Annotated in this window: 24 protein-coding genes; 16 read left to right on the top strand and 8 right to left on the bottom strand. The window is 71.3% G+C overall.

Annotation, left to right across the window (positions count from 1 at the left end; translation table 11 throughout):
- Positions 1 to 4 precede the first annotated feature (4 nt).
- Together purU and A4R43_RS09685 are read left to right on the top strand one after the other, a co-directional pair.
- On the top strand, positions 5 to 853 hold the full coding sequence (purU, locus tag A4R43_RS09690) for a formyltetrahydrofolate deformylase (RefSeq protein ID WP_113692014.1): 849 nt from the start codon (positions 5 to 7) through the stop codon (positions 851 to 853).
- Positions 854 to 991: 138 nt separating this feature from the next.
- Entirely contained in the window at positions 992 to 1,192 is a 201-nt protein-coding gene (locus A4R43_RS09685) for an antitoxin (protein WP_113692013.1), read from the top strand.
- A gap of 42 nt (positions 1,193 to 1,234) precedes the next feature.
- Here A4R43_RS09685 and A4R43_RS43895 read toward each other — a convergent pair whose 3' ends face one another.
- Both A4R43_RS43895 and A4R43_RS43890 read right to left on the bottom strand, forming a co-directional pair.
- A complete protein-coding gene (locus A4R43_RS43895) occupies positions 1,235 to 1,441 on the bottom strand; it encodes an SDR family NAD(P)-dependent oxidoreductase (protein WP_236808870.1) in 207 nt (68 codons plus the stop codon).
- Positions 1,386 to 1,907: an SDR family NAD(P)-dependent oxidoreductase gene (locus A4R43_RS43890; RefSeq protein ID WP_236808869.1), complete on the bottom strand. Its 522-nt coding sequence runs from the start codon at positions 1,905 to 1,907 to the stop codon at positions 1,386 to 1,388. The genes A4R43_RS43895 and A4R43_RS43890 overlap by 56 nt, the downstream gene beginning before the upstream one ends.
- Before the next feature lie 265 nt (positions 1,908 to 2,172).
- Here A4R43_RS43890 and A4R43_RS09675 point away from each other — a divergent pair, with 265 nt between their 5' ends.
- Entirely contained in the window at positions 2,173 to 3,021 is an 849-nt protein-coding gene (locus A4R43_RS09675) for an alpha/beta fold hydrolase (protein WP_113692012.1), read from the top strand.
- On the opposite strand, the gene A4R43_RS09670 is transcribed toward A4R43_RS09675, so the two are convergent.
- Positions 3,008 to 3,661: a haloacid dehalogenase type II gene (locus tag A4R43_RS09670; RefSeq protein ID WP_113692011.1), complete on the bottom strand. Its 654-nt coding sequence runs from the start codon at positions 3,659 to 3,661 to the stop codon at positions 3,008 to 3,010. The two genes, A4R43_RS09675 and A4R43_RS09670, sit on opposite strands and share 14 nt — an antisense overlap.
- Before the next feature lie 35 nt (positions 3,662 to 3,696).
- On the opposite strand from A4R43_RS09670, the gene A4R43_RS09665 reads away from it, so the two are divergent.
- From A4R43_RS09665 to A4R43_RS09655, 3 genes are all read left to right on the top strand, one after another.
- Positions 3,697 to 4,278: a CGNR zinc finger domain-containing protein gene (locus A4R43_RS09665; RefSeq protein WP_113697465.1), complete on the top strand. Its 582-nt coding sequence runs from the start codon at positions 3,697 to 3,699 to the stop codon at positions 4,276 to 4,278.
- A gap of 45 nt (positions 4,279 to 4,323) precedes the next feature.
- Entirely contained in the window at positions 4,324 to 5,217 is an 894-nt protein-coding gene (locus A4R43_RS09660; protein ID WP_113692010.1) for a LysR family transcriptional regulator, read from the top strand.
- Between the two features lie 149 nt (positions 5,218 to 5,366).
- A complete protein-coding gene (locus A4R43_RS09655; RefSeq protein ID WP_418190813.1) occupies positions 5,367 to 7,187 on the top strand; it encodes a glycoside hydrolase family 3 protein in 1,821 nt (606 codons plus the stop codon).
- Positions 7,188 to 7,241: 54 nt separating this feature from the next.
- Here A4R43_RS09655 and A4R43_RS09650 read toward each other — a convergent pair whose 3' ends face one another.
- A complete protein-coding gene (locus tag A4R43_RS09650) occupies positions 7,242 to 8,591 on the bottom strand; it encodes an aspartate aminotransferase family protein (RefSeq protein WP_113692009.1) in 1,350 nt (449 codons plus the stop codon).
- A gap of 164 nt (positions 8,592 to 8,755) precedes the next feature.
- A complete protein-coding gene (locus A4R43_RS09645) occupies positions 8,756 to 9,235 on the bottom strand; it encodes an Lrp/AsnC family transcriptional regulator (protein ID WP_113692008.1) in 480 nt (159 codons plus the stop codon).
- Between the two features lie 107 nt (positions 9,236 to 9,342).
- Between A4R43_RS09645 and A4R43_RS09640 the strand changes: the two genes are divergently transcribed.
- Positions 9,343 to 10,776, top strand: a complete 1,434-nt coding sequence (locus A4R43_RS09640; protein ID WP_113692007.1) for an aminobutyraldehyde dehydrogenase — start codon at positions 9,343 to 9,345, stop codon at positions 10,774 to 10,776.
- On the opposite strand, the gene A4R43_RS09635 is transcribed toward A4R43_RS09640, so the two are convergent.
- Entirely contained in the window at positions 10,748 to 11,368 is a 621-nt protein-coding gene (locus tag A4R43_RS09635) for a TetR/AcrR family transcriptional regulator (RefSeq protein WP_113692006.1), read from the bottom strand. The two genes, A4R43_RS09640 and A4R43_RS09635, sit on opposite strands and share 29 nt — an antisense overlap.
- Before the next feature lie 173 nt (positions 11,369 to 11,541).
- On the opposite strand from A4R43_RS09635, the gene A4R43_RS09630 reads away from it, so the two are divergent.
- From A4R43_RS09630 to A4R43_RS09590, 9 genes are read left to right on the top strand one after another with little or no spacing between them, the layout of a single operon-like run.
- Positions 11,542 to 13,188, top strand: a complete 1,647-nt coding sequence (locus A4R43_RS09630) for an ABC transporter substrate-binding protein (protein ID WP_162788396.1) — start codon at positions 11,542 to 11,544, stop codon at positions 13,186 to 13,188.
- Positions 13,188 to 14,141 (top strand): ABC transporter permease, encoded by a 954-nt coding sequence (locus A4R43_RS09625; RefSeq protein WP_205215286.1) that lies wholly within the window; start codon positions 13,188 to 13,190, stop codon positions 14,139 to 14,141. Before A4R43_RS09630 ends, A4R43_RS09625 begins: the two co-directional genes overlap by 1 nt.
- Positions 14,138 to 15,013 carry an ABC transporter permease gene (locus tag A4R43_RS09620; RefSeq protein ID WP_113692004.1) on the top strand — a complete coding sequence of 292 codons (876 nt, stop codon included), beginning with the start codon at positions 14,138 to 14,140 and terminating at the stop codon, positions 15,011 to 15,013. The genes A4R43_RS09625 and A4R43_RS09620 overlap by 4 nt, the downstream gene beginning before the upstream one ends.
- Positions 15,010 to 15,990 carry an ABC transporter ATP-binding protein gene (locus A4R43_RS09615; RefSeq protein WP_113692003.1) on the top strand — a complete coding sequence of 327 codons (981 nt, stop codon included), beginning with the start codon at positions 15,010 to 15,012 and terminating at the stop codon, positions 15,988 to 15,990. The genes A4R43_RS09620 and A4R43_RS09615 overlap by 4 nt, the downstream gene beginning before the upstream one ends.
- Positions 15,987 to 16,802 (top strand): ABC transporter ATP-binding protein, encoded by an 816-nt coding sequence (locus A4R43_RS09610; protein WP_113692002.1) that lies wholly within the window; start codon positions 15,987 to 15,989, stop codon positions 16,800 to 16,802. The genes A4R43_RS09615 and A4R43_RS09610 overlap by 4 nt, the downstream gene beginning before the upstream one ends.
- Positions 16,793 to 17,263 (top strand): DUF3237 domain-containing protein, encoded by a 471-nt coding sequence (locus A4R43_RS09605; protein WP_113692001.1) that lies wholly within the window; start codon positions 16,793 to 16,795, stop codon positions 17,261 to 17,263. Before A4R43_RS09610 ends, A4R43_RS09605 begins: the two co-directional genes overlap by 10 nt.
- Positions 17,264 to 17,268: 5 nt before the next feature.
- Positions 17,269 to 18,954: a CocE/NonD family hydrolase gene (locus tag A4R43_RS09600; RefSeq protein ID WP_113692000.1), complete on the top strand. Its 1,686-nt coding sequence runs from the start codon at positions 17,269 to 17,271 to the stop codon at positions 18,952 to 18,954.
- Positions 18,951 to 20,606 carry an amidohydrolase gene (locus A4R43_RS09595; RefSeq protein WP_205215285.1) on the top strand — a complete coding sequence of 552 codons (1,656 nt, stop codon included), beginning with the start codon at positions 18,951 to 18,953 and terminating at the stop codon, positions 20,604 to 20,606. Before A4R43_RS09600 ends, A4R43_RS09595 begins: the two co-directional genes overlap by 4 nt.
- A complete protein-coding gene (locus tag A4R43_RS09590; protein WP_113691999.1) occupies positions 20,590 to 21,993 on the top strand; it encodes an NAD(P)/FAD-dependent oxidoreductase in 1,404 nt (467 codons plus the stop codon). Before A4R43_RS09595 ends, A4R43_RS09590 begins: the two co-directional genes overlap by 17 nt.
- Positions 21,994 to 22,013: 20 nt before the next feature.
- Here the strand turns inward: A4R43_RS09590 and A4R43_RS09585 are convergent, their stop codons facing one another.
- On the bottom strand, positions 22,014 to 22,193 hold the full coding sequence (locus tag A4R43_RS09585; protein WP_113691998.1) for a hypothetical protein: 180 nt from the start codon (positions 22,191 to 22,193) through the stop codon (positions 22,014 to 22,016).
- A gap of 15 nt (positions 22,194 to 22,208) precedes the next feature.
- Positions 22,209 to 23,168: a YihY/virulence factor BrkB family protein gene (locus A4R43_RS09580; protein WP_113691997.1), complete on the bottom strand. Its 960-nt coding sequence runs from the start codon at positions 23,166 to 23,168 to the stop codon at positions 22,209 to 22,211.
- Positions 23,169 to 23,179 lie beyond the last annotated feature (11 nt).

Raw genomic sequence — 23,179 nt, 5'->3', positions numbered from 1 at the left:
TGCCGTGAGCGTCACCTTCACCCTCACCCTGAGCTGCCCCAACCGCACCGGCATCGTGCGCGCGGTCAGCGGGTACCTGTTCGAGCAGGGCTGCGACATCGGCGAGCACCGGCAGTTCGACGACAACGTCAGCGACCGGCTGTTCATGCGGACCCAGGTCACCGCGCCGGCGGACGCCGATCTCGACCGGATCTCGGCGGACTTCGCGCCGGTCGCCGCCGAGTTCGGCATGACCTACGAGTTCAGCGCGAACCACGACGCCCGGATCCTGGTCATGGTGTCGAAGCTGGGCCACTGCCTCAACGACCTGATCTTCCGGTGGCGCGCGGGCAGCCTCGGCGCCGACATCGTGGCCGTGGTGTCCAATCACGAGGACCTGCGCCCGATGGCCGAGTCGGCCGGGCTGCCGTTCGCGCACATCCCGGTCACCCCGGAAACCAAGGAGGCGGCCGAGGCGGAACTGCTGCGGCTGGTCGACGACTACGAGGCCGAGCTGGTGGTGCTCGCGCGTTACATGCAGATCCTGTCCGACGCCACCAGCAAGGCGCTGTACGGGCGCGCGATCAACATCCACCACTCGTTCCTGCCCGGGTTCAAGGGCGCCAAGCCCTACCACCAGGCCTACGACCGGGGCGTGAAGCTGGTCGGGGCCACCGCGCACTACGTCACGTCCGATTTGGACGAAGGCCCGATCATCGAGCAGGAGGTGATCCGGATCGACCACACGCACGACCCGCGGGCCCTGCAGACCGTCGGCCGTGACGCCGAAGCGCTCGCCCTGTCGCGGGCGGTGCGCTGGCACTGCGAACGCCGGGTGCTGCTCAACGGCCAGCGCACGGTGGTTTTCCCGTGACGGCTCACCTGTCCGGGTGAGCACGGGGTGAATTCACCCCATCCGGGGCTTGGGGCCGATATCCGGTTTGGACTCTTCGCGGCCGTGGTTAACCCCTACCGACCGGCCGGGAAAACCGGCCGCGGCGAAGGAGTGCGAATGAATTTGTTCGACAAGGCAAAAGAGGCGATCGGCAACAACCCGGACAAGGCCGAGCAGGGCATCGACAAGGCCGCCGACGCGGCCAAGTCCCGCTTCGGCGACCACGCCGACAAGGTGGACCAGGCCTCGGACAAGGCAAAGGACTACCTGCGCCGGGACGACAACCAGCAGAACCCCGACAACCCCGCTGGCCCCTGAAGTCGCCCGGTGGTGGCGCGGTTTACGGCCGCGCCACCACCGTCACGGCGTGAGCGGGGGATAGGCGACCCCGGTCAGCTCCGCCGAAATCGCCCACAAGCGTTCCCGCAGTTCCACGTCGTGTGCGCGGGCGCTCGCGGTGACGCGGTCCGGGAAACCGCGGATTTCGAACAGTCCCGCCGGGCCGGAGTAGTCACCACCCCGCACGGCCGGATCGGTGGCCGCGCGCAGCGTCGGCAGCGCGCCCATGGCCGGTGTCCGGCCGAAAACCCGTGCTGGCGCCGCCAGCTTCGACCGAGCGTAGGCACCACCGCCCGAGCAGCCGGTCGAGCCGATGCCCGATGAACGCGAAGTGGCCGAGGTGGTTGACGCCGAACTGCACCTCGAACCCCTCCTCCGTGCGGCCGGTCACGCCCGCGTTGTTCACCAGCAGGTCGATGCGCTCGTGCCGGGCGCGGATCTCGTCGGCGGCCGCGCGCACCGACTCCAGCGACGCCAGTCGCACCACCTCGGTCCGGCCCCCGATGCGCGCGGCCGCCGCCTCCGCCCGCTGGGGATTCCGGCAGGCGAGCACCACCAGCGCGCCGCGGTCGGCACGCTGTACCGGCACTTCCCGACGAAGAACGACCTGGTCCAGGCGATCGTGGCCGAACTGGCCGCCACCATCGACGGCACGCTCGACGCCCCGTTCGACGAGATCGCCGCCCTGCTGCACCTGCCAAGCAGGCGCTGGGCCGGTTGGTGGCGGACGCTCATCGCGACGGCGCGTTGCGGCCGGACGTCACGGTCGACGACGTCGCGCTCCTGCTGGCGACCTCACCCGGCGCGGAAGTGCCCCGCGCGGCGCGGGAGCGCTGGGTGGCCCTGGCGCGACAGGACTTGTATAACGCCCTATTCAGCACCGCTATAAGCGCCGATGTGCCACATCGATCCCTAAAAAGACGTTAGCCGGGGATGTGAGGGAGTGTTACGGTACATTCATGACCACGATCTACAAGACGGAGACCGGCCGCCAGGAGATCCTGCGCGGCTACGAGCAGGTCCTGTCGAACTGGCCCGTTCCCGCCGAGCGCCGCCACGTGCCGACCGGTGAAGGCGACACGTTCGTGCTCGTGTGCGGGCCGGAGGACGCGCCGCCGCTGGTGCTGCTGCACGGCTCCGGCTCGAACGCGGCGATGTGGGCCGGTGACGTCACGGCCTGGTCGGAGCACTTCCGGGTGTTCGCCATCGACCTGATCGGCGAGCCGGGCCTGTCCGCGCCTTCGCGTCCGCCGCTGGACTCCGAGGCGCACGCGCGGTGGCTGGACGAGGTTCTGGCGCAGCTCGGCGTCGGCAGCGTTTCGCTCGTGGGCATCTCACTCGGCGGCTGGCTGGCGCTCGACTACGCGACCCGGCGGCCGGAGCGCGTGGCGCAGCTGGTCCTGCTGTGCCCGGGTGGTGTCGGCCGCCAGAAGTTCGGCTACCTGCTGCCGGTCCTGTGCTACAAGGCGTTCGGGAAGTGGGGCGTGCGCCGCTCGATCAAGGCGGTCGCGGGCGTCGACCCGGCCGAGCTGCCGGAGGTCGCGGACTACCTCACGCTGATCTTCACGCACTTCCTGCCCCGCCGGGACAGGCTGCCGCTGTTCTCCGACGAAGCCCTGCGCGGGCTGAAGATGCCGGTGCTGGTGATCGCCGGCGCGCGTGACGCGATGTTCGACTCGCACGACACGGCCAAGCGCATCCAGGAAAACGTGCCGCACGCGAAGGTGACCGTGCTGCCGGACGTCGCGCATTCCATCGTCGGCCAGACCGGGCCGATCCTGGATTTCCTGCGCGTCAAAGCGCGTTGACCAGCTCCCCGAGTCCGCCGAACCGGCCGTCGAAAGCGTCGCCGCCCGCGGGCGGATCCCCGCCGGGGCGCTCGACGTAGGCGGTCCGCAGGCCCGCCGCCTGGGCAGCACGCAGGTCCCAGGCGTGCGCGGCCACCATCAGCACGCGGTCCGGCGGGCACCCGGCGGTGTCGATGGCGAGCCGGTAGACCTCGGGAGCGGGTTTGCAGGCCCGCGCGGTTTCGCCGGAAAGTGCCTGGTGCCAGCGAAGCCCGGCGTGCGCGCTGAGGCGCAGCAACGCCACGCGGCTGGCGTTGGAGAGTCCGACCACGGCGAACCGCCGGGCGAGTTCGCCGAGTCCGGCGGCGGAATCGGGCCAGGCGGGCAACCGCTGACCGGCGGTGGCGAGCCGGGCGACGGCCGCGGGCTCGGTGATCCCGGCGCGGGCGGCGACCTGCTCGGCGGCTTCCCGGTCGATGACCTCGGAGTTGGCGTACGCGCGCTGCCCTTCGGCGATCCGCCGTTGCTCGGTCTCGACGTGGCGCTGCCACACGGTGACCAGTTCGTCGTCGCCGAGCGCCGCGCGCAGGCCGCCGGGTTCGTCGACCAGCGTGCCGAGCACGTCGAAGACCACCACCTCGATACCGCCGATCCCGGCCATGGGCCCTCCCGTCGTCACCGGTTCAACTGGTGACGATGTTGCCAGCCGCCGGCGTCACCGGTCAAGATGGTGACGTGGACTTCGCCTTTGTCAGCGGCAACCCGGCCCTCGACCTGGCGGGCACGGTGGGCTCGCGGCGGGACAACCCGGTCGACCTGCTGGCCACCCCCGCCGATCTCGAGCGCTGGGTGACCGAGTGCGACGAGCTGCCGGACGACGTGACCGCCGACGACGCCACCTTCGAGGCGGCGTTGTCGGTGCGGGAAGCGCTCTACCGGCTCGCGCTCGACCGCGTGCTCGGCCGGTCGTTCGATCCGGGCAGCCTCGCGCTGGTCAACCACACCGCGGCCGGTCCCGTGCCGGTGATGACGCTCGGGGACGCGGGCGTCGAGCTGTCCGGCGACCTGCGTGCCGCGCTCACCCACGTGGCCAGGAGCGGCATCACGCTGCTCGCCGATCGTGACGCCTGCCTGAAGGAATGCGGGCGCGCCGGGTGCACCCGGATCTACGTCGATCGCTCGCGGGGAGCCCGGCGCACCTGGTGCGGCATGGACGAATGCGGCAACCGGGTGAAGGCCGCCGCCTACCGCGCCCGCCGCCGGGCCGCCTCGGCTTGACCCGTCGCGCAACTACCGACGGGCACGGTTGCCTACGATGCAACCGTGCCCGACCAGCTCGATCTGAACCTGCTGCGGGTGTTCGACGCGCTGCTGAAGGACGGCAGCGTCACCGCCGCGGCCGAACGCCTCCACCTGTCCATTCCGGCGACCAGCCGCGCGCTGGGCAGGCTGCGGCGGGCGATGGGCGACCCGATCCTGGTGCGCGCGGGCCGCGGCATGGCGCCGACGCCGTTCGCGCTCCGGGCCGCGCCCCGCGTGCGGTCGCTGCTCGACGAGGCGGCCGCCCTGATCAGCGCCGACCGTGAGATCACCGTCGCCGAACTCGACCGCACCTTCACCATCCGGATCAACGACGGCGTGGCCGCGACACTGGCGACGGCCGCGGTGGCGGCCACCTCCGCCGCCGCGCCCGGCGTGGTCCTGCGTTTTGTCACCGAGGGCAGCGAAAGCGCCGAGGCGCTGCGTGACGGTTCGGTGGACCTGGACATCGGGGCGGGCGCACCGGCCTCGCCCGACATCCGGTCGGCGCTGCTCTACCGAGAGCAGGTGGTCGGCATCGTGCGCGAGGGCAGCCCGCTGGGCCGTCACCGGCGGCCGACGCTGGCGCAACTGTGCCGCCACCCCCATGTTTCGGCGTCCCGGCGGGGGCTGACGCGCGGTCCGCTCGACGACGTGCTCGCGGCGGCCGGGCTGCGGCGGCACGTGGCCGCGGTGGTGCCCACGTCGGCTGTCGCGGCGTTCCTGGTCGCGTCGAGTGACTACGTCGGGCTCGTGCCGCAGCGTCTCGCCGAGCAGTACGGGGAAGCGCTCGGCCTCCGCTGGTTCCCCATCGCCGCTGATCTGCCCGAGATCGAGGTGCGGCAGCTGTGGCACGCGCGGCTCGACGCCGACCCGGCGCACCGCTGGCTGCGCACCACTTTCCGCGACGCACGGTGACCATCTCGATCGTCCACTGTGGACGATCCGAACCCGGGCGATTGACGGGTCCGGGGCGCCGGTAGTAGCTTGCGAAGTCCGCGATTGGACTAGACCATGCGGTGGGGGGTCTTCCGCCCGCCAGCCTCCTTCGACAGGAAGAGGTCATCGTGCCGAGAGGGCATGCGAGCAGTCGTACCAAGGGGATCAGAGCGCTCACGCTCACCTGTGCCGGTCTGCTGGGGGCCGGAGTGCTGTCGGCGGCGGTGCCGGCGACCGCGACCGAAGCACACGGCGCGGACACCGCCGTGGCCGCGCGCGCACTGCGCGGGATGACGCTGGAGCAGAAGATCGGGCAGTTGTTCGTGGTCACCGTCTACGGCAAGTCGGCGACCGACGCGCACCCGATGAACCAGCAGATGTACGGGGTGGCGACGCCGGCCGAGGTGGTGCGAAAGCACCAGGTGGGCGGGGTCATCTACTTCAACAACGACGACGCCGACAACGTGGACGACCCGGCGCAGCTGGCCCGGTTCTCCAACGGCCTGCAGCGCGCGGCGCTGTCTTCGGGCGCGCACATCCCGCTGATCACCTCGATCGACCAGGAAGGCGGGCAGACCACCAGGATCAGCGCGCCCGCCACGGAATATCCGAGCAGCATGGCGGTCGGCTCGACGCGTTCGGCCGAGAACGCCAGGAAGCTGGCCGCGGTCAACGCCCGCGAGCTGCGGGCGATGGGCATCAACCAGAACTTCGCCCCGGTGGCGGACGTCAACTCGAACCCGCTGAACCCGGTGATCGGCACCCGGTCGTTCTCCTCGCAGCCGGGGCTGGCCAGTGAGCTGGTGGCCGCGGAGGTCCAGGGGTACCAGAACTCGGGCAGGCGGACCGAGACCGTGTCGACCTCGGCGAAGCACTTCCCCGGCCACGGCGACGCGGACACCGACAGCCACACCGGGCTGCCGATCATCAACCGCAGCGAGGCCGACTGGCGCAAGATCGACCTGCCGCCGTTCCAGGCCGCGATGGCGCAGGGCGCGGACTCGATCATGAGCGCGCACATCTCGATGCCGAGCCTCGACCCGTCGGGTGCGCCCGCGACGCTGTCCAAGCCGATCATGACCGGGCTGCTGCGTGACGAACTGGGTTACGACGGCGTGGTGGTCACCGACGCGCTGCGGATGGACGCGATCCGGAAGCTGTACCCGGACGAGGAGGCCCCGGTGCTGGCGCTCGAGGCCGGTGCCGACCAGATGCTGCTGCCGGGTGACTTCGCGGCCGCGGTCAAGGGTGTCTCGGACGCGGTGAAGACCGGCAGGCTGTCGGAGGAGCGCATCGAGCAGAGCGTGCTGCGGGTGCTGAAGCTGAAGGTCAAGCGGGGCATCTTCACCAAGCCGCTGGTGGACGAGCGGGCGGTCGGCAAGATCGTGGGCAGCAAACAGCACCGCGCGGCCATCGCGAAGATCACCGACCAGGCGACCACGGTGCTGCGCAACGACGCCGGCCTGCTGCCGCTGAAGCAGCCGGGCAAGGTGCTGGTCACCGGCTGGAGCAAGGCCGACTTCCCGGGTTACCCGGCGGATCCGGTCACGTCGCTGGCCAAGCAGCTGTCCGGCACGGCCAAGCCGACGGGCGAGAACCCGGCCGAGGCCGACATCGCCGCGGCGGTCGAGGCGGCGAAGCAGGCGGACACGGTGGTGGTGCTGGCGAACGGGCTGCGCACCAGCCCGGCGCAGGTTTCGCTGCTGAAGGCCGTGCAGGCGACCGGCAAGCCGGTGGTCGCGGTGTCCATCCAGGAGCCGTACGACCCCGCCTTCGCCGATGCCGCCACCTGGGTGGCCACCTACGACTGGCGTGACGTGTCGATGTCCACGCTGAGCAAGGTGCTGCTGGGCAAGCTTTCCCCGTCGGGCAAGCTGCCGGTCGACATCCCGGCGGCCGGGGACCCGGGGCAGCTCCTGTTCCCGTTCGGGCACGGGCTGACCTGGTAAGCACTTCCCGAGTCAGGACAGCGAAGGCCGCCTCGCCGAGGCGGCCTTCGCCGTCTACAGCAGTGACCAGGCGCTGGTGAGGGCGTCGCGGAGGATCTGGGTCATTTCGTCGAACTGGGCCTGGCCGCAGATCAGGGGCGGAGCCAGCTGGATGACCGGTTCGGCCCGGTCGTCGGCCCGGCAGTAGAGGCCCGATTCGAACAGCGTGGGGGAGACGTGGCCGCGCAGGATCCGCTCCGATTCCGCCGGGGTGAAGGTTTCCCCGGTGGCCTTGTCCTTCACCAGCTCGACGCCGTAGAAGAACCCGGCACCACGGACGTCACCGACGATCGGCAGCTCCCGTAGCGTGTCCAAAGTGGACTTGAAGGCGGCTTCGGTGTCCCGTACCCGGTCCAGCAGGCCTTCGCGGTCGATGAGGTCCAGGTTGGCCAGTGCGACCGCGCAGGAAACCGGGTGACCGCCGTAGGTGGAGCCGTGCATGAACGTCACGCCGTCGCGCTGGAAGGGCTCGGCAACGCGGTCGCTGATCAGCACCGCGCCGAGCGGGGCGTAACCGGAGGTCAGGCCCTTGGCGGTGGTGATCAGGTCGGGCTGGTAACCGTAGCGCTGGGCGCCGAAGTCGTGGCCCAGCCTGCCGAACGCGCAGATCACCTCGTCGGACACCAGCAGCACGTCGTAGGCGTCGCAGATTTCCCGCACCCGGTCGAAATAACCCGGCGGCGGCACAAAACAGCCACCGGTGTTCTGCACCGGTTCGAGGAACACCGCGGCCACCGTGTCCGGGCCTTCGAACTCGATCGCCCGCGCGATCTGGTCGGCGGCCCACCGGCCGAACGCCTTCTCGTCACCGGCGTGCTCGGGGGCGCGGTAGAAGTTGGTGTTGGGCACCCGGACCGTGCTGGGCACCAGCGGTTCGAAATCCTGCTTGGCCGCGGGAATGCCGGTGATCGACAGGGCGCCGTGCGAGGTGCCGTGGTAGGCCAGCGACCGGCTGATCACCTTGTGCTTGGCGGGTTTCCCGGTGAGCCGGAAGTACTGCTTGGCCAGTTTCCAGGCGGTCTCGACGGATTCACCGCCGCTGACGGTGAAGAACACGCGGTTCAGGTCGCCGGGCGCGGCGGTGGCGAGCCGCTCGGCCAGTTCGAGCGCCGTGGGGTGGGCGTGCGACCAGAGCGGGAAGTACCCGAGCCGCCCGGCCTGCCGGGCCGCCGCCTCGGCGAGTTCGGCGCGGCCGTGCCCGACCTGGACGGCGAACAGCCCGGCCAGGCCGTCGAGGTAACGCTTGCCGCGGGCGTCCCAGACGTAGGCGCCTTCGCCGCGCACGATCACCGGGATCTCCGACGGGTCCTGGCCGCCGTGCGGGGTGAAGTGCAGCCACAGGTGATCGGTCGCGGTGACGCTCATGGATTTCCTCGCTAGGGACGACGGCACCGCGGAGTCGATCATCCGGCGGCGGGGCCCGATTTATCGCACAGCCCGCGCCCGCCGGGCAAGCGGATCGATCACGAAACGACAACCCGGCGGCCAATTTGCCGCCCCGGAGGCCCCGGTTGCTTCGGATTTCGTCGTCAGCGGCCCCGGCTGGTCCAGCGATAGGTCTGTTTGCGCAGCTTGAGGTAGACGAGCATTTCCGCGGTCCGCACGCCCGGCAGGGTCCGGATCCGGGTGGAGAGCAGTTCCAGCAGGGTGGTGTCGTCCGCGCAGACCGCCTCGCACAGCACGTCGAACCGGCCCGCGCAGACCACGACGTAGGCGATTTCGTCCATTTCGGCCAGTGCGTCGGCCACCGGTTCGAGCGCGCCGTCCACCGTGATCGCGATCATCGCCTGCCGGAAAAGGCCTACCTGCAAGGGATCCGAGACCGCGACGATCTGGATCACGCCGGCCTCGGTCAGCCGCTGCACCCGCTGGCGGACCGCGGCTTCGGACAGGCCGACCGCCTTGCCGATGGTCGCGTACGGCCGCCTGCCGTCCTCTTGCAACTGCTCGATGATCCGCTTGGACAGCTCGTCCAGCGGTGCCGCGGCGGCGGAAGGGGTCTTGGTCATCGGCGCAGTATCACCGCCGAAGCCGGGCGGTTCAAGGGCCACCACAACGGATTTCGTCGATTTTCCGGCGTTGACACCGCGGAAACGGTGGGGTTTCATCCCGGCGCATGGCAGCTACGAAGCTTTTCCGCAACTTCATCGACGGAAAACCGGCCGATGCCGCCGACGGCCGCACGCTCGACGTGCTCGACCCGGTGACCGGCTCCGTCTACGCCACCTCGGCCCTGTCCGGGCCCGCGGACGCCGACGCCGCGTTCGCCGCGGCCTCCGCCGCTTTCGAGACCTGGTCGGAAACCACGCCGGGGGAGCGGCAGCTGGCGTTGCTGCGCATCGCGGACGCGCTGGAGGCCCGGGCCGAGGAATTCGTCCGCGCCGAATCCGCCGACACCGGGAAACCGCTCGCGCTGACCCGCACGGAGGAAATCCCGCCCGCGGTCGACCAGCTCCGGTTCTTCGCCGGTGCCGCGCGGGTGCTGGAGGGCCGCGCCGCCGGTGAGTACCTGGCCGGCCACACCTCGTTCGTGCGGCGTGAGCCGGTCGGCGTGTGCGCCCAGGTCACACCGTGGAACTACCCGCTGATGATGGCGGTGTGGAAGATCGCCCCGGCGCTGGCCGCGGGCAACACCGTGGTGCTCAAGCCCGCCGAGACCACCCCGGCCAGCACGGTGCTGCTGGTCACGCTCGCCGCGGAGTTCCTGCCGCCGGGGGTGCTCAACGTGGTGTGCGGCGACCGGGACACCGGGCGGGCGCTGGTCGCCCACCCGGCGCCCGCGATGGTGTCGGTGACCGGCTCGGAACGCGCGGGCATCGAGGTCGCCGGGGCCGCGGCGGCCGACTTGAAACGGGTCCACCTCGAACTCGGTGGCAAGGCGCCGGTGGTGGTGTTCGAGGACGCCGATCTCGCGGCGGCGGCCGCGGGCATCGCCGCGGCCGGGTTCTTCAACGCGGGCCAGGACTGCACCGCGGCGACCAGGGTGCTGGTGCGGGACACGGTGCACGACGAGTTCCTGGCCGCGCTCACCGAACAGGCGAGGGCGACCCGGACGGGCCCGCCGGACGAGGCGGGTGTCGCCTACGGCCCGCTCAACAACGACGCGCAGCTGAGCCGGGTCGCCGGGGTGCTGGACCGGCTGCCGGACCACACGGAAATCTACTGTGGAGGGTCGAGAGCCGGTGACACCGGGTACTTCTTCGAGCCGACCGTGGTGTCCGGGGCGCGGCAGGGCGACGAGATCGTCACCGACGAGATCTTCGGGCCGGTGATCACCGTGCAGCCGTTCGGCGGGGAAGCGGAGGCGGTGCGCCTGGCCAACGATGTCCGATATGGACTGGCCTCGTCGGTGTGGACCGGCGACCACGGCCGCGCGATGCGGCTGGCCAGGCGGCTCGACTTCGGGTGCGTGTGGATCAACACGCACATCCCGGTGGTGGCCGAGATGCCGCACGGCGGCTTCAAGCGCTCCGGGTACGGCAAGGACCTGTCGCTGTACAGCCTGGAGGACTACACCAGGGTCAAGCACGTGATGTCGGCGATTTCCTGACCGGCCCGGCGGGGGTGAGCATTTTGAGCACGCGGCGGCACAGTGTGCCGACCCGGCGGGTCCGGGACGGGCCGATGCCGGTCTGCGACAGGTGCGCGTTGCCGACCGCGGCACACAGCATCAGGTAGGCGATTTCGTTCGCGTTCTTCTCCGGCAGCGTCTCGTCGGCACCGGCCAGCGCGCCCGCCAGGGTACTGAGGATGTCACGGTAGCTGTCGAGGAACATTGCCCGCAGTGTCTCGTCCCGGCGCGCTTCTTCGAACAGGGCGAGGAAAACCGCGAGTCCTTCGCTCGGTTCGTAGAAGCGCGGGTTGAACAGGTAGTCCATCACCGCCGCCGCCCGCTTGCCGTCGTCGGCGATCTGGCGCACCTCGGTGAACGCCTCCTCGCCCGCGGCGCTGACCCATTCGCACAGCGCCACCACCTGGTCGTGCCGGTTGCCCAGGTAGTGCCGGACGTGGCCGCGGGCCAGCTTCGCCTCCTCGGCCACGGATTCCAGCGAAGTGCCGGCAAAACCGGATCGCGCGACGCAGCGCGCGAACGCGCTGAGGATCTGTGCCTTGCGTTCCTCGGCGAGGCTGTTCCGGCCCACGGTGGTGCTCCCTTCCCTGTTCCACGCAGGATAGCCAGCCACGGGACGCGGACGGTCACGTCCCTTTTCTTAGTCGGTCTTGACTAACTATGACGGGGCGTTCCAGAATCAGCCAACTCAACACCGATCGAGCGTTCTCGTCGCCGGTCGGGACCCCCACGGAGGGACATCTCGTGAGCCGACCGAATTCCCCGCTCCGCCGGAAGCGCCGAGCCGTCCCGGCCGTCCTGATCGCCGCCCTGCTCGCCACCGCGTGTGGCGGAGGTGGCTCGACCGGTGCCCAGGGGCCGATCGACCTGACCGTGCGGACCCCGCCGGCGGCGGGTGACATCGACCGGGTGCGGTGGGCGCTCCCGCAGGGCGAGCCGACCACCATCGATCCGGTGAAGGCGGGTGACTACTCCTCGAACGCGGTGGTGCTGAACCTGTGCGAACCGCTGATGCGGTTGAACCCGGACTTCAGCGTGGAGCCAGGGCTCGCCGAGAGCGTGACGCAGCCGGACCCGACCACCTTCGTTTTCACCCTCCGGCCCGGCATCCGGTTCTGGAACGGCAATCCGGTCACCGCCGCCGACGTCGCCCACAGCCTGCGGCGCAATCTCGACCCGACGAACACCCCGGCACACGGCGACGTGTTCCGCCAGGTCAAGGCCATCGAAGAGACCGGGCCGCAGCAGGTCACGGTGAAACTCGCCGTGCCGGACGCGCAGTTCGTGAACAGCATGGCCGGGGTGCAGAGCGCGGTCAGCGAGAAGGCCGCGGCCGAGCAGGCCGGTCCGGCCTACGGCACGCCGGGCACCGGCGTGATGTGCACCGGGCCGTTCGAATTCGGCGGCTGGACGCCGGGGGAGCGCATCGTGCTCACCCGCAACGACGACTACTGGGGCACCAAGGCGAAGGCAGGCCGGTTCGAGTTCGTCTTCTTCACCGACGACAGCACGCTCACCAGCGCGCTGCTGTCCGGTGAGATCGACGGCACCTACGAAGCGCCCATCGGCAGCTTCTCGACCCTGCGTGCGTCCTCGTCCGGGAAGCTGTACCTCGGCCCGTCCACGCAGTCGCTGAGCATCGGCCCGGTGTCGCCGAGCGGGCCCGCGGCGGATCCGCGGGTCCGCGAGGCGCTCGACCTGGCGATCGACAAGACCAGCCTGGTGCGGAACGTGCTCCACGGCGCGGGCGCTCCACTTCGGACGTTCACGCCACCGCTGTTGTGGGCGGGGCATCCCGCCGCTGCCGTGTTCGACGCGGCGTACCAGGAGCTGCCGGACACGTCGAACCCCGACCTCGCCAGGGCGAAGCAGCTGATCGCCGAGGCCGCGCCGGGCGCGGAGCCGCTGAAGCTGGCGATCCCCTCCGGTGACCAGATGACGTTGCAGACGGCGACCATCGTGCAGGCCGCGGCGAAGGAGATCGGCCTGGCCATCACCATCGAGCAGCAGCAGCCGACGGTGTTCGGCAAGCTGTTCTACGACCCGGCCGCGCGGGAGAGCGTCGATCTGGTGGCCACCGTCGGCTACATCGAGGTGCCCGGGGTCTACTACTACGCGCCCGCGTTCGCGCTCAAGGACAACCTGTTCAACTGGACCGGCTGGAGCGATCCGCGGGTGGAGCAGCTGCTGACCGAGGGGCAGCAGGCAGCCGATCCGCGGGTGTCGGCGGAGAAGTTCGTGGCCGCGCAGAAGATCTTCGCCGCCGCGCGGTTGCAGATCAGCCTCGCCTCGCTGCACGAACGGCTGTACCTGAGCAACCGGATCACCGGGGCGCCCGCGTCGTTCGCCTACATCAGCTCGGCCTGGGCCGCGTCGGTCGGGAAAGCGTGATGGCGGGCCTGCTCACGCGGTTCGTCGCACGCCGGCTCGCCGCGTTGTTCGTGACCCTGCTGGCCGCCAGCGTGGTCATCTACGGTGCCCTGCACCTGGGCCCCGGTGACCCGGCGGCGCTGCTCGCGGGTGGCCGCAGCCCGGACCCGGAGGTGCTGGCCGCGGTCCGCGCCCAGTACCACCTGGATGATCCTTTTTGGACACGGTACGGGCGGTGGCTGTCCGATGTGGCCGGCTGGCGGCTGGGGCGCTCGATGACCTTCGGCACGGACGTGGCGGGACTGATTTCGGCGCGGCTGGGCAACACGTTGTTCCTGGTCGGGTACGCGGCCGTGCTGATCCTGGTCATCGGCATCGGGTTCGGCCTGCTCGGTGCGCTCGGCGGCCGGGTGGGCGCCACCATCACCACGGTGAGCTCCGGGGTGCTGATGGCGGTGCCCGCGTTCATCGCGGCGATCGTGCTGATCTGGCTGTTCGCCACGCGGCTGAACTGGCTGCCGGTGTTCGGCTCCGGCACCGGTTTCACCGGCCGCATCGAGCACCTGACGCTGCCCGCGCTGGCGCTGGCCGGGTCCTACATCGCCTACCTGAGCCGGATCACCCGGTCCGCGGTGGCCACCGAGCTGCGTTCGGAGCGGGTGGAGACCGCGCGAAGCCGCGGGGTGCGCATGCCCGCGATCGTGCGCAGGCACGTGCTGCGCAACGCCGCGGCGCCGGTGCTGACCGTGTCCGGGCTGACCGTCGCCGGGCTGATCGCCGGGACCGTGGTGGTGGAGCAGGCCTTCGGCGTGAGCGGGGTCGGCTCGCTGCTCGTGCTGGCCGCGCAGAAACAGGACTTCGTGGTGGTGCAGAACATCTCGTTGCTGATGGTGGCCGCGTTCTGCGTCGCGAACACGCTCGTGGACGTGCTGAACGCGGTGCTGGACAAGCGATTGCTGAGGACGGGGCGATGAGCGCGCCGAGCATCGGGCACGTGGTGGCCCGCGGACGCTCGGGCTCGACCCGGTGGCTGGCCGTACTCGGCCCGGCCGGTGCGGTCGCGGCGGTGGTGTGCGCTGTCCTGGCGCTGGCCGCGCTGCTGGCGCCGTGGCTGATGCCGCACGACCCGTACGCGGTGGACGCGGCGGCGGTGTTCGCCGGGCCGTCCGCCGAGCATCCCCTCGGCACCGACGACACCGGGCGGGACCTGCTGTCCCGGCTGCTCGACGGGGCGCGGCTCAGCCTGCTCGGCCCGTTGCTGGTGACGGCGCTGTCGGCGAGCGCGGGCACCGCGATCGGGGTGCTGGCGGCCTGGCGGGGCGGGGTGCTGGACGCGGTGGTCGCGCGCGTGCTGGACGTGCTGTTCGCGTTTCCCGGGCTGGTGCTGGCGATCATCGCGGCCGCGTTGTTCGGCAGCGGGTTCGTCGCACCGGTGGTCGCGCTGTCGGTGGCGTTCGTGCCGATCACCGCGCGGGTGATGCGCGCGGCGGCGATGCGTGAACGCAAGCTGCCGTACGTGGAGGCATTGCGGTTGCAGGGCCTGTCCGGCACGGCGATCTGCGTCCGGCACCTGCTGCCGAACCTGGCGCCGCTGCTGCTGGTGCAGTGCACGGTCGGATTCGGGTACGCGATGCTCGACCTGGCCGCGATCTCGTTCCTCGGGCTCGGCGTGCAGCCGCCCGAGTCCAACTGGGGCGTGATGGTCGCGAACGGCAAGGGCGCCATTCTCGACGGCCACCCCGAGCAGTCGCTGTACGCGGCGATCGTGATCGTGATCGCGGTGGTGGCGGTGAACCTCGTCGGTGAGCGGCTCGCGGCCCACTACGAAGTGGGTGAGACGGCATGACCGATCCGTTGTTGCAGGTCGACGAGCTGCGGGTGGCGCTGCGGACCCGGGCCGGGGCGCGGCCGATCCTGCGCGGGGTGAGCTTCGGCATCCGGGCAGGTGAGGCGTTCGGCCTGGTCGGTGAGTCGGGATCGGGGAAGTCGATGACCGCGCGCTCGATCATCCGCCTGCTGCCGGAGAACGCGGAGACCGGTGGCATCGTCACCTTCGACGGCGTGCCGGTCACCGGGCTGGGCCCGGCCGGGCTGCGGAAGCTGCGCAGCACGGGCCTCGCGATGATCTTCCAGGACCCCCGCGCGCACATCAATCCGATCAGGACGGTCGGGGACTTCCTGTGCGAGGGCCTGGTGCTGACCAGGGGCGCGACCCGCCGCGATGCTCGCCGCGTGGCCCGGCGGCTGCTCACCGACGTGCGGATCCCGGACGCGGAACGCCGGCTGCGCCAGTACCCGTACGAACTGTCCGGCGGATTGCTGCAGCGGGTGATGATCGCGGCCGCGCTGGCGATCGAGCCGAAGCTGATCCTCGCCGACGAGCCGACCACCGCGCTCGACGTGACCACGCAGGAGGAGGTGATGGCGATCCTGGACGAGCAGCGGCGGCAGCGGGACCTGGCGCTGTTGTTCATCACCCACGACCTGGACCTGGCGGCCGCGGTGTGCGACCGCACGGCGGTGATGTACGCGGGCCGGATCGTGGAGACCGCGCCGACCGGCGCACTGCACCGGGACGCCACCCACCCGTACACGCGGGCGCTGCTGGCCGCCCGGCCCGCGATCGCCCGGCCGGGGGAGCGCCTGGCCACCGTGCCGGGGCGGCCGGCCGCGGCCTGGGAGGCGGAGGCGGGCTGCGCGTTCCAGCCGCGTTGTCCGCGCGCGACCGATCGGTGCGCGCGGGAGGATCCGGCGGATCGGCCGGTGCACGACAGCGTCGTGGCCTGCCACCACGCCGGTGAGCACACGGAGGTGCCGGTATGACCGCGCCGATCCTGGCGGTCCGCGGGCTGCGCAAGGTGTACCCGGTACGCGGGCGGCACGGTGAGCTGGTCGCGGTGGACGACGTCGGCTTCACGGTCGAAGCGGGCCGTTGCCTCGCCGTGGTCGGCGAATCGGGCTCCGGGAAGTCCACGTGCGCCCGGATCGTCGCCGGGCTGGAACGGGCGACCGCGGGTGAGGTCGAGGTCGACGGCGCGCCGTGGCCCACCGGCCGTCTGTCCACTTCGGAACGGCGACGCCGCGCGACGGTGGTGCAGATGGTCTTCCAGGACCCGTACCTCTCGCTCGATCCCCGGCAGCGCGTGCGGTCCTGCCTGGAGGAGAGCCTGCGCCTGCACTTCGACCTGACCGCCGGGCAGCGCGCCTGCCGGGTCCGTGAGCTGCTCGACCTGGTCGGGCTGGCCGAGGACCACGCGCGGCTGCGGCCGAAGCAGCTTTCCGGTGGCCAGCGGCAGCGCGTGGCGATCGCCCGCGCGCTGGCCACCCGGCCCCGGCTGCTGATCCTGGACGAGGCCGTGGCCGCGCTCGACGTGTCCATCCAGGCGCAGATCCTGAACGTGCTGATGGACGCCCGTGAGCACACCGGCGTCGCGCTGCTGTTCATTTCCCACGACCTCGGGGTGGTGCGGCAGCTGGCGGACGACGTGGTGGTCATGCACCACGGAAAGGTCGTGGAACAGGGCCGCGCCACCACGGTTTTCGACCATCCCGCGGATACCCGCACCCGCCGCCTGCTGGAGTCCGTACCGCGGCCCGGCTGGCGTCCCACCCTGAAGGAGCTTCCATGCCGTTGATCGAACCCACCCTGCGCTTCGCCTTCGAGGCCCGCGTCAAGATCGCCGAACCGCTCTGGGTCGGCCGCGCCCCGGAGGAGGAAGTGATGTTCACGCCGATCACCGGCGGTGTGGTCGAAGGCCCCCGGCTGACCGGCGAGGTGCTGCCCTACGGTGGCGACTGGTCCACCACCCGCGGCAAGGGCGAAAGCACCGAACTCGACGCGCGGTACCTGCTGCGCGCCGACGACGGCGGCACCATCGACATCCACAACCGGGGCTGGTACCGCGCCGAGAACGAGGTGGAGCAACGCATCCGCGCCGGGGCGGAGGTCAGCGAGGCCGAGTACTACTACCGGACCTTCCCGGTCTTCAAAACCGACGCGCCCGCGCACGCCTGGCTGAACACCACGGTTTTTGTCGGCATGGCGCGCGCCGAGGCCATCGACGAGGTCCGCATCCGCTTCTTCGCATTGGACTGACGAACATGCACATCGAACGAATCGGGCCTGGCCCGCGCAGTCCGCTCGCCACCGAGGTCATGGTGCCGATGCGGGACGGTGTCCGGCTGGCCACCGACGTCTACCTGCCCGGCGGCGAGGTGACGCCGGGTCCGGTGATCCTGGTCCGGCTGCCGTACGACAAGAACGGCCTCTACACCGGGCAGCCCGCGGTCGCCGGGTACTTCACCCGGCACGGGTACCGGGTGGTCGTGCAGGACGTGCGCGGCAAGTTCCGCTCGGAGGGCGAACGGCTGCTCTTCGTCAACGAGGCCGAGGACGGCTACGACACCATCGACTGGATCGTCAAGCAGCCGTGGTCCGACGGTGTGGTCGGCATGTGGGGGGATTCGTACTACGGCTTCACCCAGTGGGCGGCGGTGTCCGCGAGGCACCCGGCGCTGCGCGCGATCTCGCCCCGCGTCACCGGCACGCGGCTCGGTGAACTCGCCGAACCCATTCCCGGCACGCACACCAGGGAGGTGGAGATGGCCGTGCACCGGCTGTATCCGCTGACCATGTTCCACGAGCGGGACATGATGCTGTGGGAGATGGACTGGGCCGCCCTGCCGTACCACGAGACCGTGGAGAAGTACTTCGAGCAGGCAGGCAGCCGGTCGGCGGCCTACGACCTGTGGTACCCGAACCCGGTGCGGCTGCGCCGGTTCCGCAACGGCAGCCCGTTCGACGGCCCCGCGATCCCGGTGCTGATGACCATCGGCTGGTGGGACAACTGCGCGCCGTGGCAGTGGGCGGACCACGAGCAGCTCCAGCGACGGCCCCACTGGGCGCTCAACGAGTACCTGATCATCGAGGCGATCGACCACGAGTTCAACTCGCACTTCGAGCGGCCGTGGCGGAACGGCGGCGCCCGGCCCACGCCGGAGGAGCGCGGCGAGACCCTGCCGCGCTACCTCGATCCGGTCCTCGAGTTCTTCGACATCTTCCTGCGGGGCAACGGGAAACCCGCCGACATCCCGCGCGTGCGCTGGCAGCTGGCGAACAGCTCACCCGAGTACCGGACCAGCGAGACCTGGCCGCCCGAGGGAACCACCACGCTGACGCTGTACCCGGGCGGCGCGGCGGCGGCGCGGGGCCAGGGCGACGGCGGCACGCTGGCCCCGCAGCGGCGGGCGGAAGAGGAGACAGCCGCGTGGCGCCACGACCCGGCCGATCCCGTGCCCTCGCTGGCCCCCGACCCGTTCGCGTTCCTGGTGTTCCACCCCGACGAGCGGGCCCTCGGCGACCGGCCGGACGTGCTGGCCTTCACCGCCGAACCGGTCACCGAACCGCTGGACCTCGTCGGCCCGGTGACCCTGCGGACCAGGGTGCACGCCGACGGCCCGGAGGTGGACGTGTTCGCGCGGCTGTTCGACGTGGCACCGGACGGATCGGCGCACCGGATCGCCCGCGGACAGCTGACCGTGCTCGCCGAGGGATACGACAGCGACATCGAGATCGACCTGGGCCATCTCGGCTACCGGCTGCCCGCGGGGCACGCGCTCCGCCTGATGGTCGCGGGCAGTGACGCGCCGGAGTTCGTGCCCTTCCTCGGGCAGGCGGGCAACCGGTGGGCGCAGACGATGGCGACCGCGACCACGCAGTCGATCAAGCTCGGCGGCGAGTCGGGCACCGCGCTCAAGCTGAGCGTGTACCGGGGGAGCGAGTCGTGAACGCGGTGATATTCCACAATGGACTCGTGTTCACCGCGGACGCGGCGCGGTCGCTGGCGAGCGCGGTGGCCGTGCGGGACGGGCGGATCGTGGCGGTCGGCGGGGACGCGGAGGTCGCGCGGTTCCGGGCTGGTGCGCACGAGGTGGTGGACCTGGAGGGGCGCCTGCTGCTGCCCGGGTTTGTCGACGCCCACGCGCATCCGGTGATGGGCGGGCTCGAACGGTTGCGGTGTGACCTGAGCGAGCTGGAGACCGCCGACGAGTACCTGACCGCGATCGGCGCCTACGCCGCGGCCACCACCGGCTGGATCCTCGGTGGCGGCTGGTCGATGAGCGCGTTCCCCGGCGGCTGCCCCGCCGCCGAACTGCTGGACCGCGTGGTGCCGGACCGGCTCGTCCTGCTGCCGAACCGCGACCACCATTCGGCCTGGGTGAACACCCGGACCCTGGAACTGGCCGGGATCGGCGCGGACACCCCGGATCCGCCGGACGGCCGGATCGAGCGTGATGCCGGCGGCCGTCCGACCGGGACCTTGCACGAGGGCGCCATGCGCCTGGTGGAACGGCTGGTACCGGCCGAGACCCAGGCCGAGTTCGACGCCGCGTTGGCCGAGGCGCAGCGATATCTGCACTCGCTCGGCGTGGTCGGCTGGCAGGACGCGATGGTCAAGGCCGGGCCGGGCGCGTCGGTGCACGAGGCGTACCTGCGAGCTTGCCGCGACGGCACGCTCACGGCCAAGGTGACCGGCGCGCTGTGGTGGGACCGGGACTGCCCGGCCGACGGCATCGCCGACCAGGTCGCCGCGCTGGCCGCCTTGCGGGACGAAACGGCGGGCGGCCGGTACGACGCGGGCACGGTGAAGGTGATGCTCGACGGTGTCGCGGAGACGTTCACCGCGGCCATGCTCGAGCCCTACCTGGACCATTGTGGACACTCGACCGGCAACCACGGGCTCAGCTTCCTCGACGCCGCACAGGCCAAGGCGGTGGTCACCGCACTGGACGCGGCGGGATTCCAGGTGCACTTCCACGCGCTCGGCGACCGCGCCGTCCGGGACGCGCTCGACGCGCTCGCCGCCGCACGTGCCGCGAACGGGACCTCGGGCCGGGCACACCACCTCGCGCACCTGCAACTGGTGCACCCCGACGACATCCCGCGGTTCGCCGCGCTCGGCGCGACCGCGAATCTCCAGGCGCTGTGGGCCGCGCACGAGCCGCAGATGGACGAGCTGACCATCCCGTTCCTCGGCGCCGAACGCGCGGACCGGCAGTACCCGTTCGGTGCTCTGCTGCGTGCCGGCGCGCCGCTGGCGATGGGCAGCGACTGGCCGGTCAGCACACCAGATCCGCTGGCGGCACTGCACGTGGCGGTCAACCGGATCGACCCGCAGGCTCCCGAAGGCACCCCACCGCTGGGCGCGCACCAGGCGTTGCCGCTGCCCGTCGCGCTCGCCGCCTACACCACCGGATCGGCCAGGGCCGCGCGGCTCGACACCGGCACCATCGCCGTCGGCCGCCCCGCCGATCTGGTGGTGCTCGACCGGAATCCGCTCACCGGCCCGCCGGGGGAGATCGGCGCCGCGAGGGTGGCACGGACCTATGTGGACGGACAGCTGGTCCACGCCGGGGAGCGCGATGACCACCGGCGCTGAGACCGCCCTGCGTGACGCCCGTGAGCTGCCCTACTGGCTGGACCAGCCGGAATGGCGGCGCCCGCCGGCCGATCCGCTGCTCGGCAACGACCGCTGCGACCTCGTGGTCGTCGGTGGTGGCTACGCGGGGCTGTGGACCGCCTTGCTGGCCAAGGAACGCGACCCGGGCATCGACGTCGTGCTGCTGGAGGCCCACCAGATCGGCTGGGCGGCGTCCGGCCGCAACGGCGGGTTCTGCGCGGCCAGCCTCACCCACGGCATCGCCAACGGCGTCCAGCGGTTCCCCGGGGAGATCGGCGCCCTGGAACGGCTCGGCCGGGAAAACCTCGACGCCATCGAGGAAACCGTGTGGCGTCACGAGATCGACTGCGACTGGCGGCGTACCGGCGAACTGACCGTCGCCACGCAGCCGTGGCAGCTCGACGACCTCGCCGAGACCCAGGCGCTCGCCGCCCGGCACGGCACCGAACTGCGGCTGCTGGACCGGGACGAGGTGCGTGCCGACGTGCGTTCCCCGACCTATCTCGGCGGGCTGGCGGACCCGGACGGTGTCGCACTGGTCGAACCGGCGAGGCTGGCGCGCGGCCTGCAGCGGGCCTGCCAGCGGCTCGGCGTGCGGATCCACGAGGCCACCGAGGTGACCCGGCTCGACCGGGAGGGCGCCGGGATGCGGGTCACCACGGCCACCGGAACGGTGCTGGCCGGGAAGGTGGCGTTGTGCGCGGGGGCGTTCAACCCGCTGCTGAACCGGCTGCGCTGGTACGTGGCGCCGGTGTACGACCACGCGATGATCACCGAGCCGCTGTCGGCGGAGCAGCTGGCGAGCATCGGCTGGTCGCGGCGGCAGGGCATCAGCGACGCCGGGAACCAGTTCCACTACTACCGGCTCACCGGCGACAACCGGATCCTGTGGGGTGGCTACGACGCGATCTACCACTACGGCAACCGCATCGCCCCCGCACTGGAGCACCGGCAGCGGACCCGCGGTGTGCTGGCGCGGAACTTCTTCCGGACGTTCCCGCAACTGCGCGGGGTCCGGTTCACCCACACCTGGGGCGGCGTGATCGACACCTGCACGCGGTTCAGCCCGTTCTTCGGCACCGCGCACGGCGGGCGGGTGGCGTACTCCGCCGGGTACACCGGGCTCGGTGTCGGCGCGACCCGGTTCGGCGCCCGCGTCCAGCTGGCCCTGCTCTACGGCCGCGACCTGGACCTGACGTCGCTGGAGCTGGTGCGCCGCAAGCCGTTGCCGTTCCCGCCGGAACCGATCCGGTACGCGGGCATCCAGCTCACCCGCTGGTCGCTCGCCCGAGCCGACCGCGCCAACGGGCACCGCAACCTGTGGCTGCGCACCCTGGACCGCCTCGGCCTCGGCTTCGACTCCTGACCTGCCGGATACGCCGCTGTTCAGCCATGCCCGAGGGGCAACTCCACCAGCCCACCGGCGGCGGTGCCGAGCACCACGGTGCCGCCGTCGTCAGTGACCAGCTGCCGCGCGATCGCCAGGCCCGGCCCGGAACCGTTCGGCCGGGCCGCGGTGAGCGCCTCCGCGACCGGCCATGGGATCGACGGCCGCGCTCCGGCCAACGCTCGGCCTCGCGGTCAGCCCCCGTCCTCCGCGGCGGTGGTGTCTCGGGGCGGAAGGATGGGTTCCTGGTCTTCCCGCGCACCCTTCTCGATGCGAGCGCCGCGTGCCAGTTCCGCGTCGAATTCGGCGCCCAGCAAAACCGCGATGTTCGAGATCCACAGCCACACCAGGAAGACGATCACGCCCGCCAGCGAGCCGTAGGTCTTGTTGTAGGAGCCGAAGTTCGCCACGTAGAGCGCGAAGCAACCGGAGGCGGCCAGCCACAGCACCACCGCCAGCACACCGCCGGGGCTGAGCCAGCGGAAACCGGGCTGGCGCACGTTCGGCGCCGCCCAGTACAGCAGGGCGAAGGCCAGGCTGATCAGCAGCGCCAGCACCGGCCACTTGGCGATGTCCCAGACCAGCACGCCCGCCGAGCCGACACCGAGCCAGCGGCCAAGGCGGTCCGCGATGCCGCCGGTGGCCACCACCGCCGCCGCGCACACCGCCAGCAACACCACCAGCGCCGCGGTCAGCCCGACGCGCAGCGGCAGCGTCTTCCACAGCGGGCGGCCTTCCTCGACCTCGTAGATCCCGTTGGCCGCGCGCATGAACGCCCCCACGTACCCGGACGCGGTCCACAGCGCGGCGACCAGGCCGATGACGGCGAGCGGACCGGCCAGCCCCCGCGAACCCTGCAACTCGCGGATGGCGCCGATCAGCAGATCCGTGGCGCCACTGGGCCCCAGCTTCCCGACGGCGTCGACGAGCACCTGGATCGTGCCGGGGCCGAGCAGGCCCAGCACCGCACTGAACACGATGATGGCCGGGAACAGCGACAGCACGCTGTAGTAGGTCAGCGCGGCGGCCCAGTCGAGCAGGTTGTCCTGCTTGAACTCCCGCACCGTGCGGCGCAGCACCTGCCACCACGAGTGCCGGGACAGCTCGGTGGGCCCGTCCGCGACGCCTTCGCCGGTCTCCGCACGTCGGTCCATGACCCCGGCTT

Source organism: Amycolatopsis albispora (assembly GCF_003312875.1).
Lineage (GTDB): Bacteria > Actinomycetota > Actinomycetes > Mycobacteriales > Pseudonocardiaceae > Amycolatopsis > Amycolatopsis albispora.
Note: the sequence above shows the minus strand (reverse complement) of the source record. Positions and strands in the feature narration are given on the sequence as shown.

What these genes read in the sequence shown, in the direction of transcription:
- A4R43_RS09610 (WP_113692002.1), top strand. Translation starts at nt 15,987, where the DNA reads ATGACCGCGCCGATCCTGGCGGTCCGCGGGCTGCGCAAGGTGTACCCG.
- A4R43_RS09670 (WP_113692011.1), bottom strand. Translation starts at nt 3,661, where the DNA reads ATGGCCGGGATCGGCGGTATCGAGGTGGTGGTCTTCGACGTGCTCGGC.
- A4R43_RS09580 (WP_113691997.1), bottom strand. Translation starts at nt 23,168, where the DNA reads ATGGACCGACGTGCGGAGACCGGCGAAGGCGTCGCGGACGGGCCCACC.
- A4R43_RS09620 (WP_113692004.1), top strand. Translation starts at nt 14,138, where the DNA reads ATGAGCGCGCCGAGCATCGGGCACGTGGTGGCCCGCGGACGCTCGGGC.
- A4R43_RS09675 (WP_113692012.1), top strand. Translation starts at nt 2,173, where the DNA reads ATGACCACGATCTACAAGACGGAGACCGGCCGCCAGGAGATCCTGCGC.
- A4R43_RS09605 (WP_113692001.1), top strand. Translation starts at nt 16,793, where the DNA reads ATGCCGTTGATCGAACCCACCCTGCGCTTCGCCTTCGAGGCCCGCGTC.
- A4R43_RS09665 (WP_113697465.1), top strand. Translation starts at nt 3,697, where the DNA reads ATGTTGCCAGCCGCCGGCGTCACCGGTCAAGATGGTGACGTGGACTTC.
- A4R43_RS09600 (WP_113692000.1), top strand. Translation starts at nt 17,269, where the DNA reads ATGCACATCGAACGAATCGGGCCTGGCCCGCGCAGTCCGCTCGCCACC.
- A4R43_RS09640 (WP_113692007.1), top strand. Translation starts at nt 9,343, where the DNA reads ATGGCAGCTACGAAGCTTTTCCGCAACTTCATCGACGGAAAACCGGCC.
- A4R43_RS09590 (WP_113691999.1), top strand. Translation starts at nt 20,590, where the DNA reads ATGACCACCGGCGCTGAGACCGCCCTGCGTGACGCCCGTGAGCTGCCC.
- A4R43_RS09625 (WP_205215286.1), top strand. Translation starts at nt 13,188, where the DNA reads ATGGCGGGCCTGCTCACGCGGTTCGTCGCACGCCGGCTCGCCGCGTTG.
- A4R43_RS09685 (WP_113692013.1), top strand. Translation starts at nt 992, where the DNA reads ATGAATTTGTTCGACAAGGCAAAAGAGGCGATCGGCAACAACCCGGAC.
- A4R43_RS43895 (WP_236808870.1), bottom strand. Translation starts at nt 1,441, where the DNA reads ATGGGCGCGCTGCCGACGCTGCGCGCGGCCACCGATCCGGCCGTGCGG.
- A4R43_RS09650 (WP_113692009.1), bottom strand. Translation starts at nt 8,591, where the DNA reads ATGAGCGTCACCGCGACCGATCACCTGTGGCTGCACTTCACCCCGCAC.
- A4R43_RS09615 (WP_113692003.1), top strand. Translation starts at nt 15,010, where the DNA reads ATGACCGATCCGTTGTTGCAGGTCGACGAGCTGCGGGTGGCGCTGCGG.
- A4R43_RS09645 (WP_113692008.1), bottom strand. Translation starts at nt 9,235, where the DNA reads ATGACCAAGACCCCTTCCGCCGCCGCGGCACCGCTGGACGAGCTGTCC.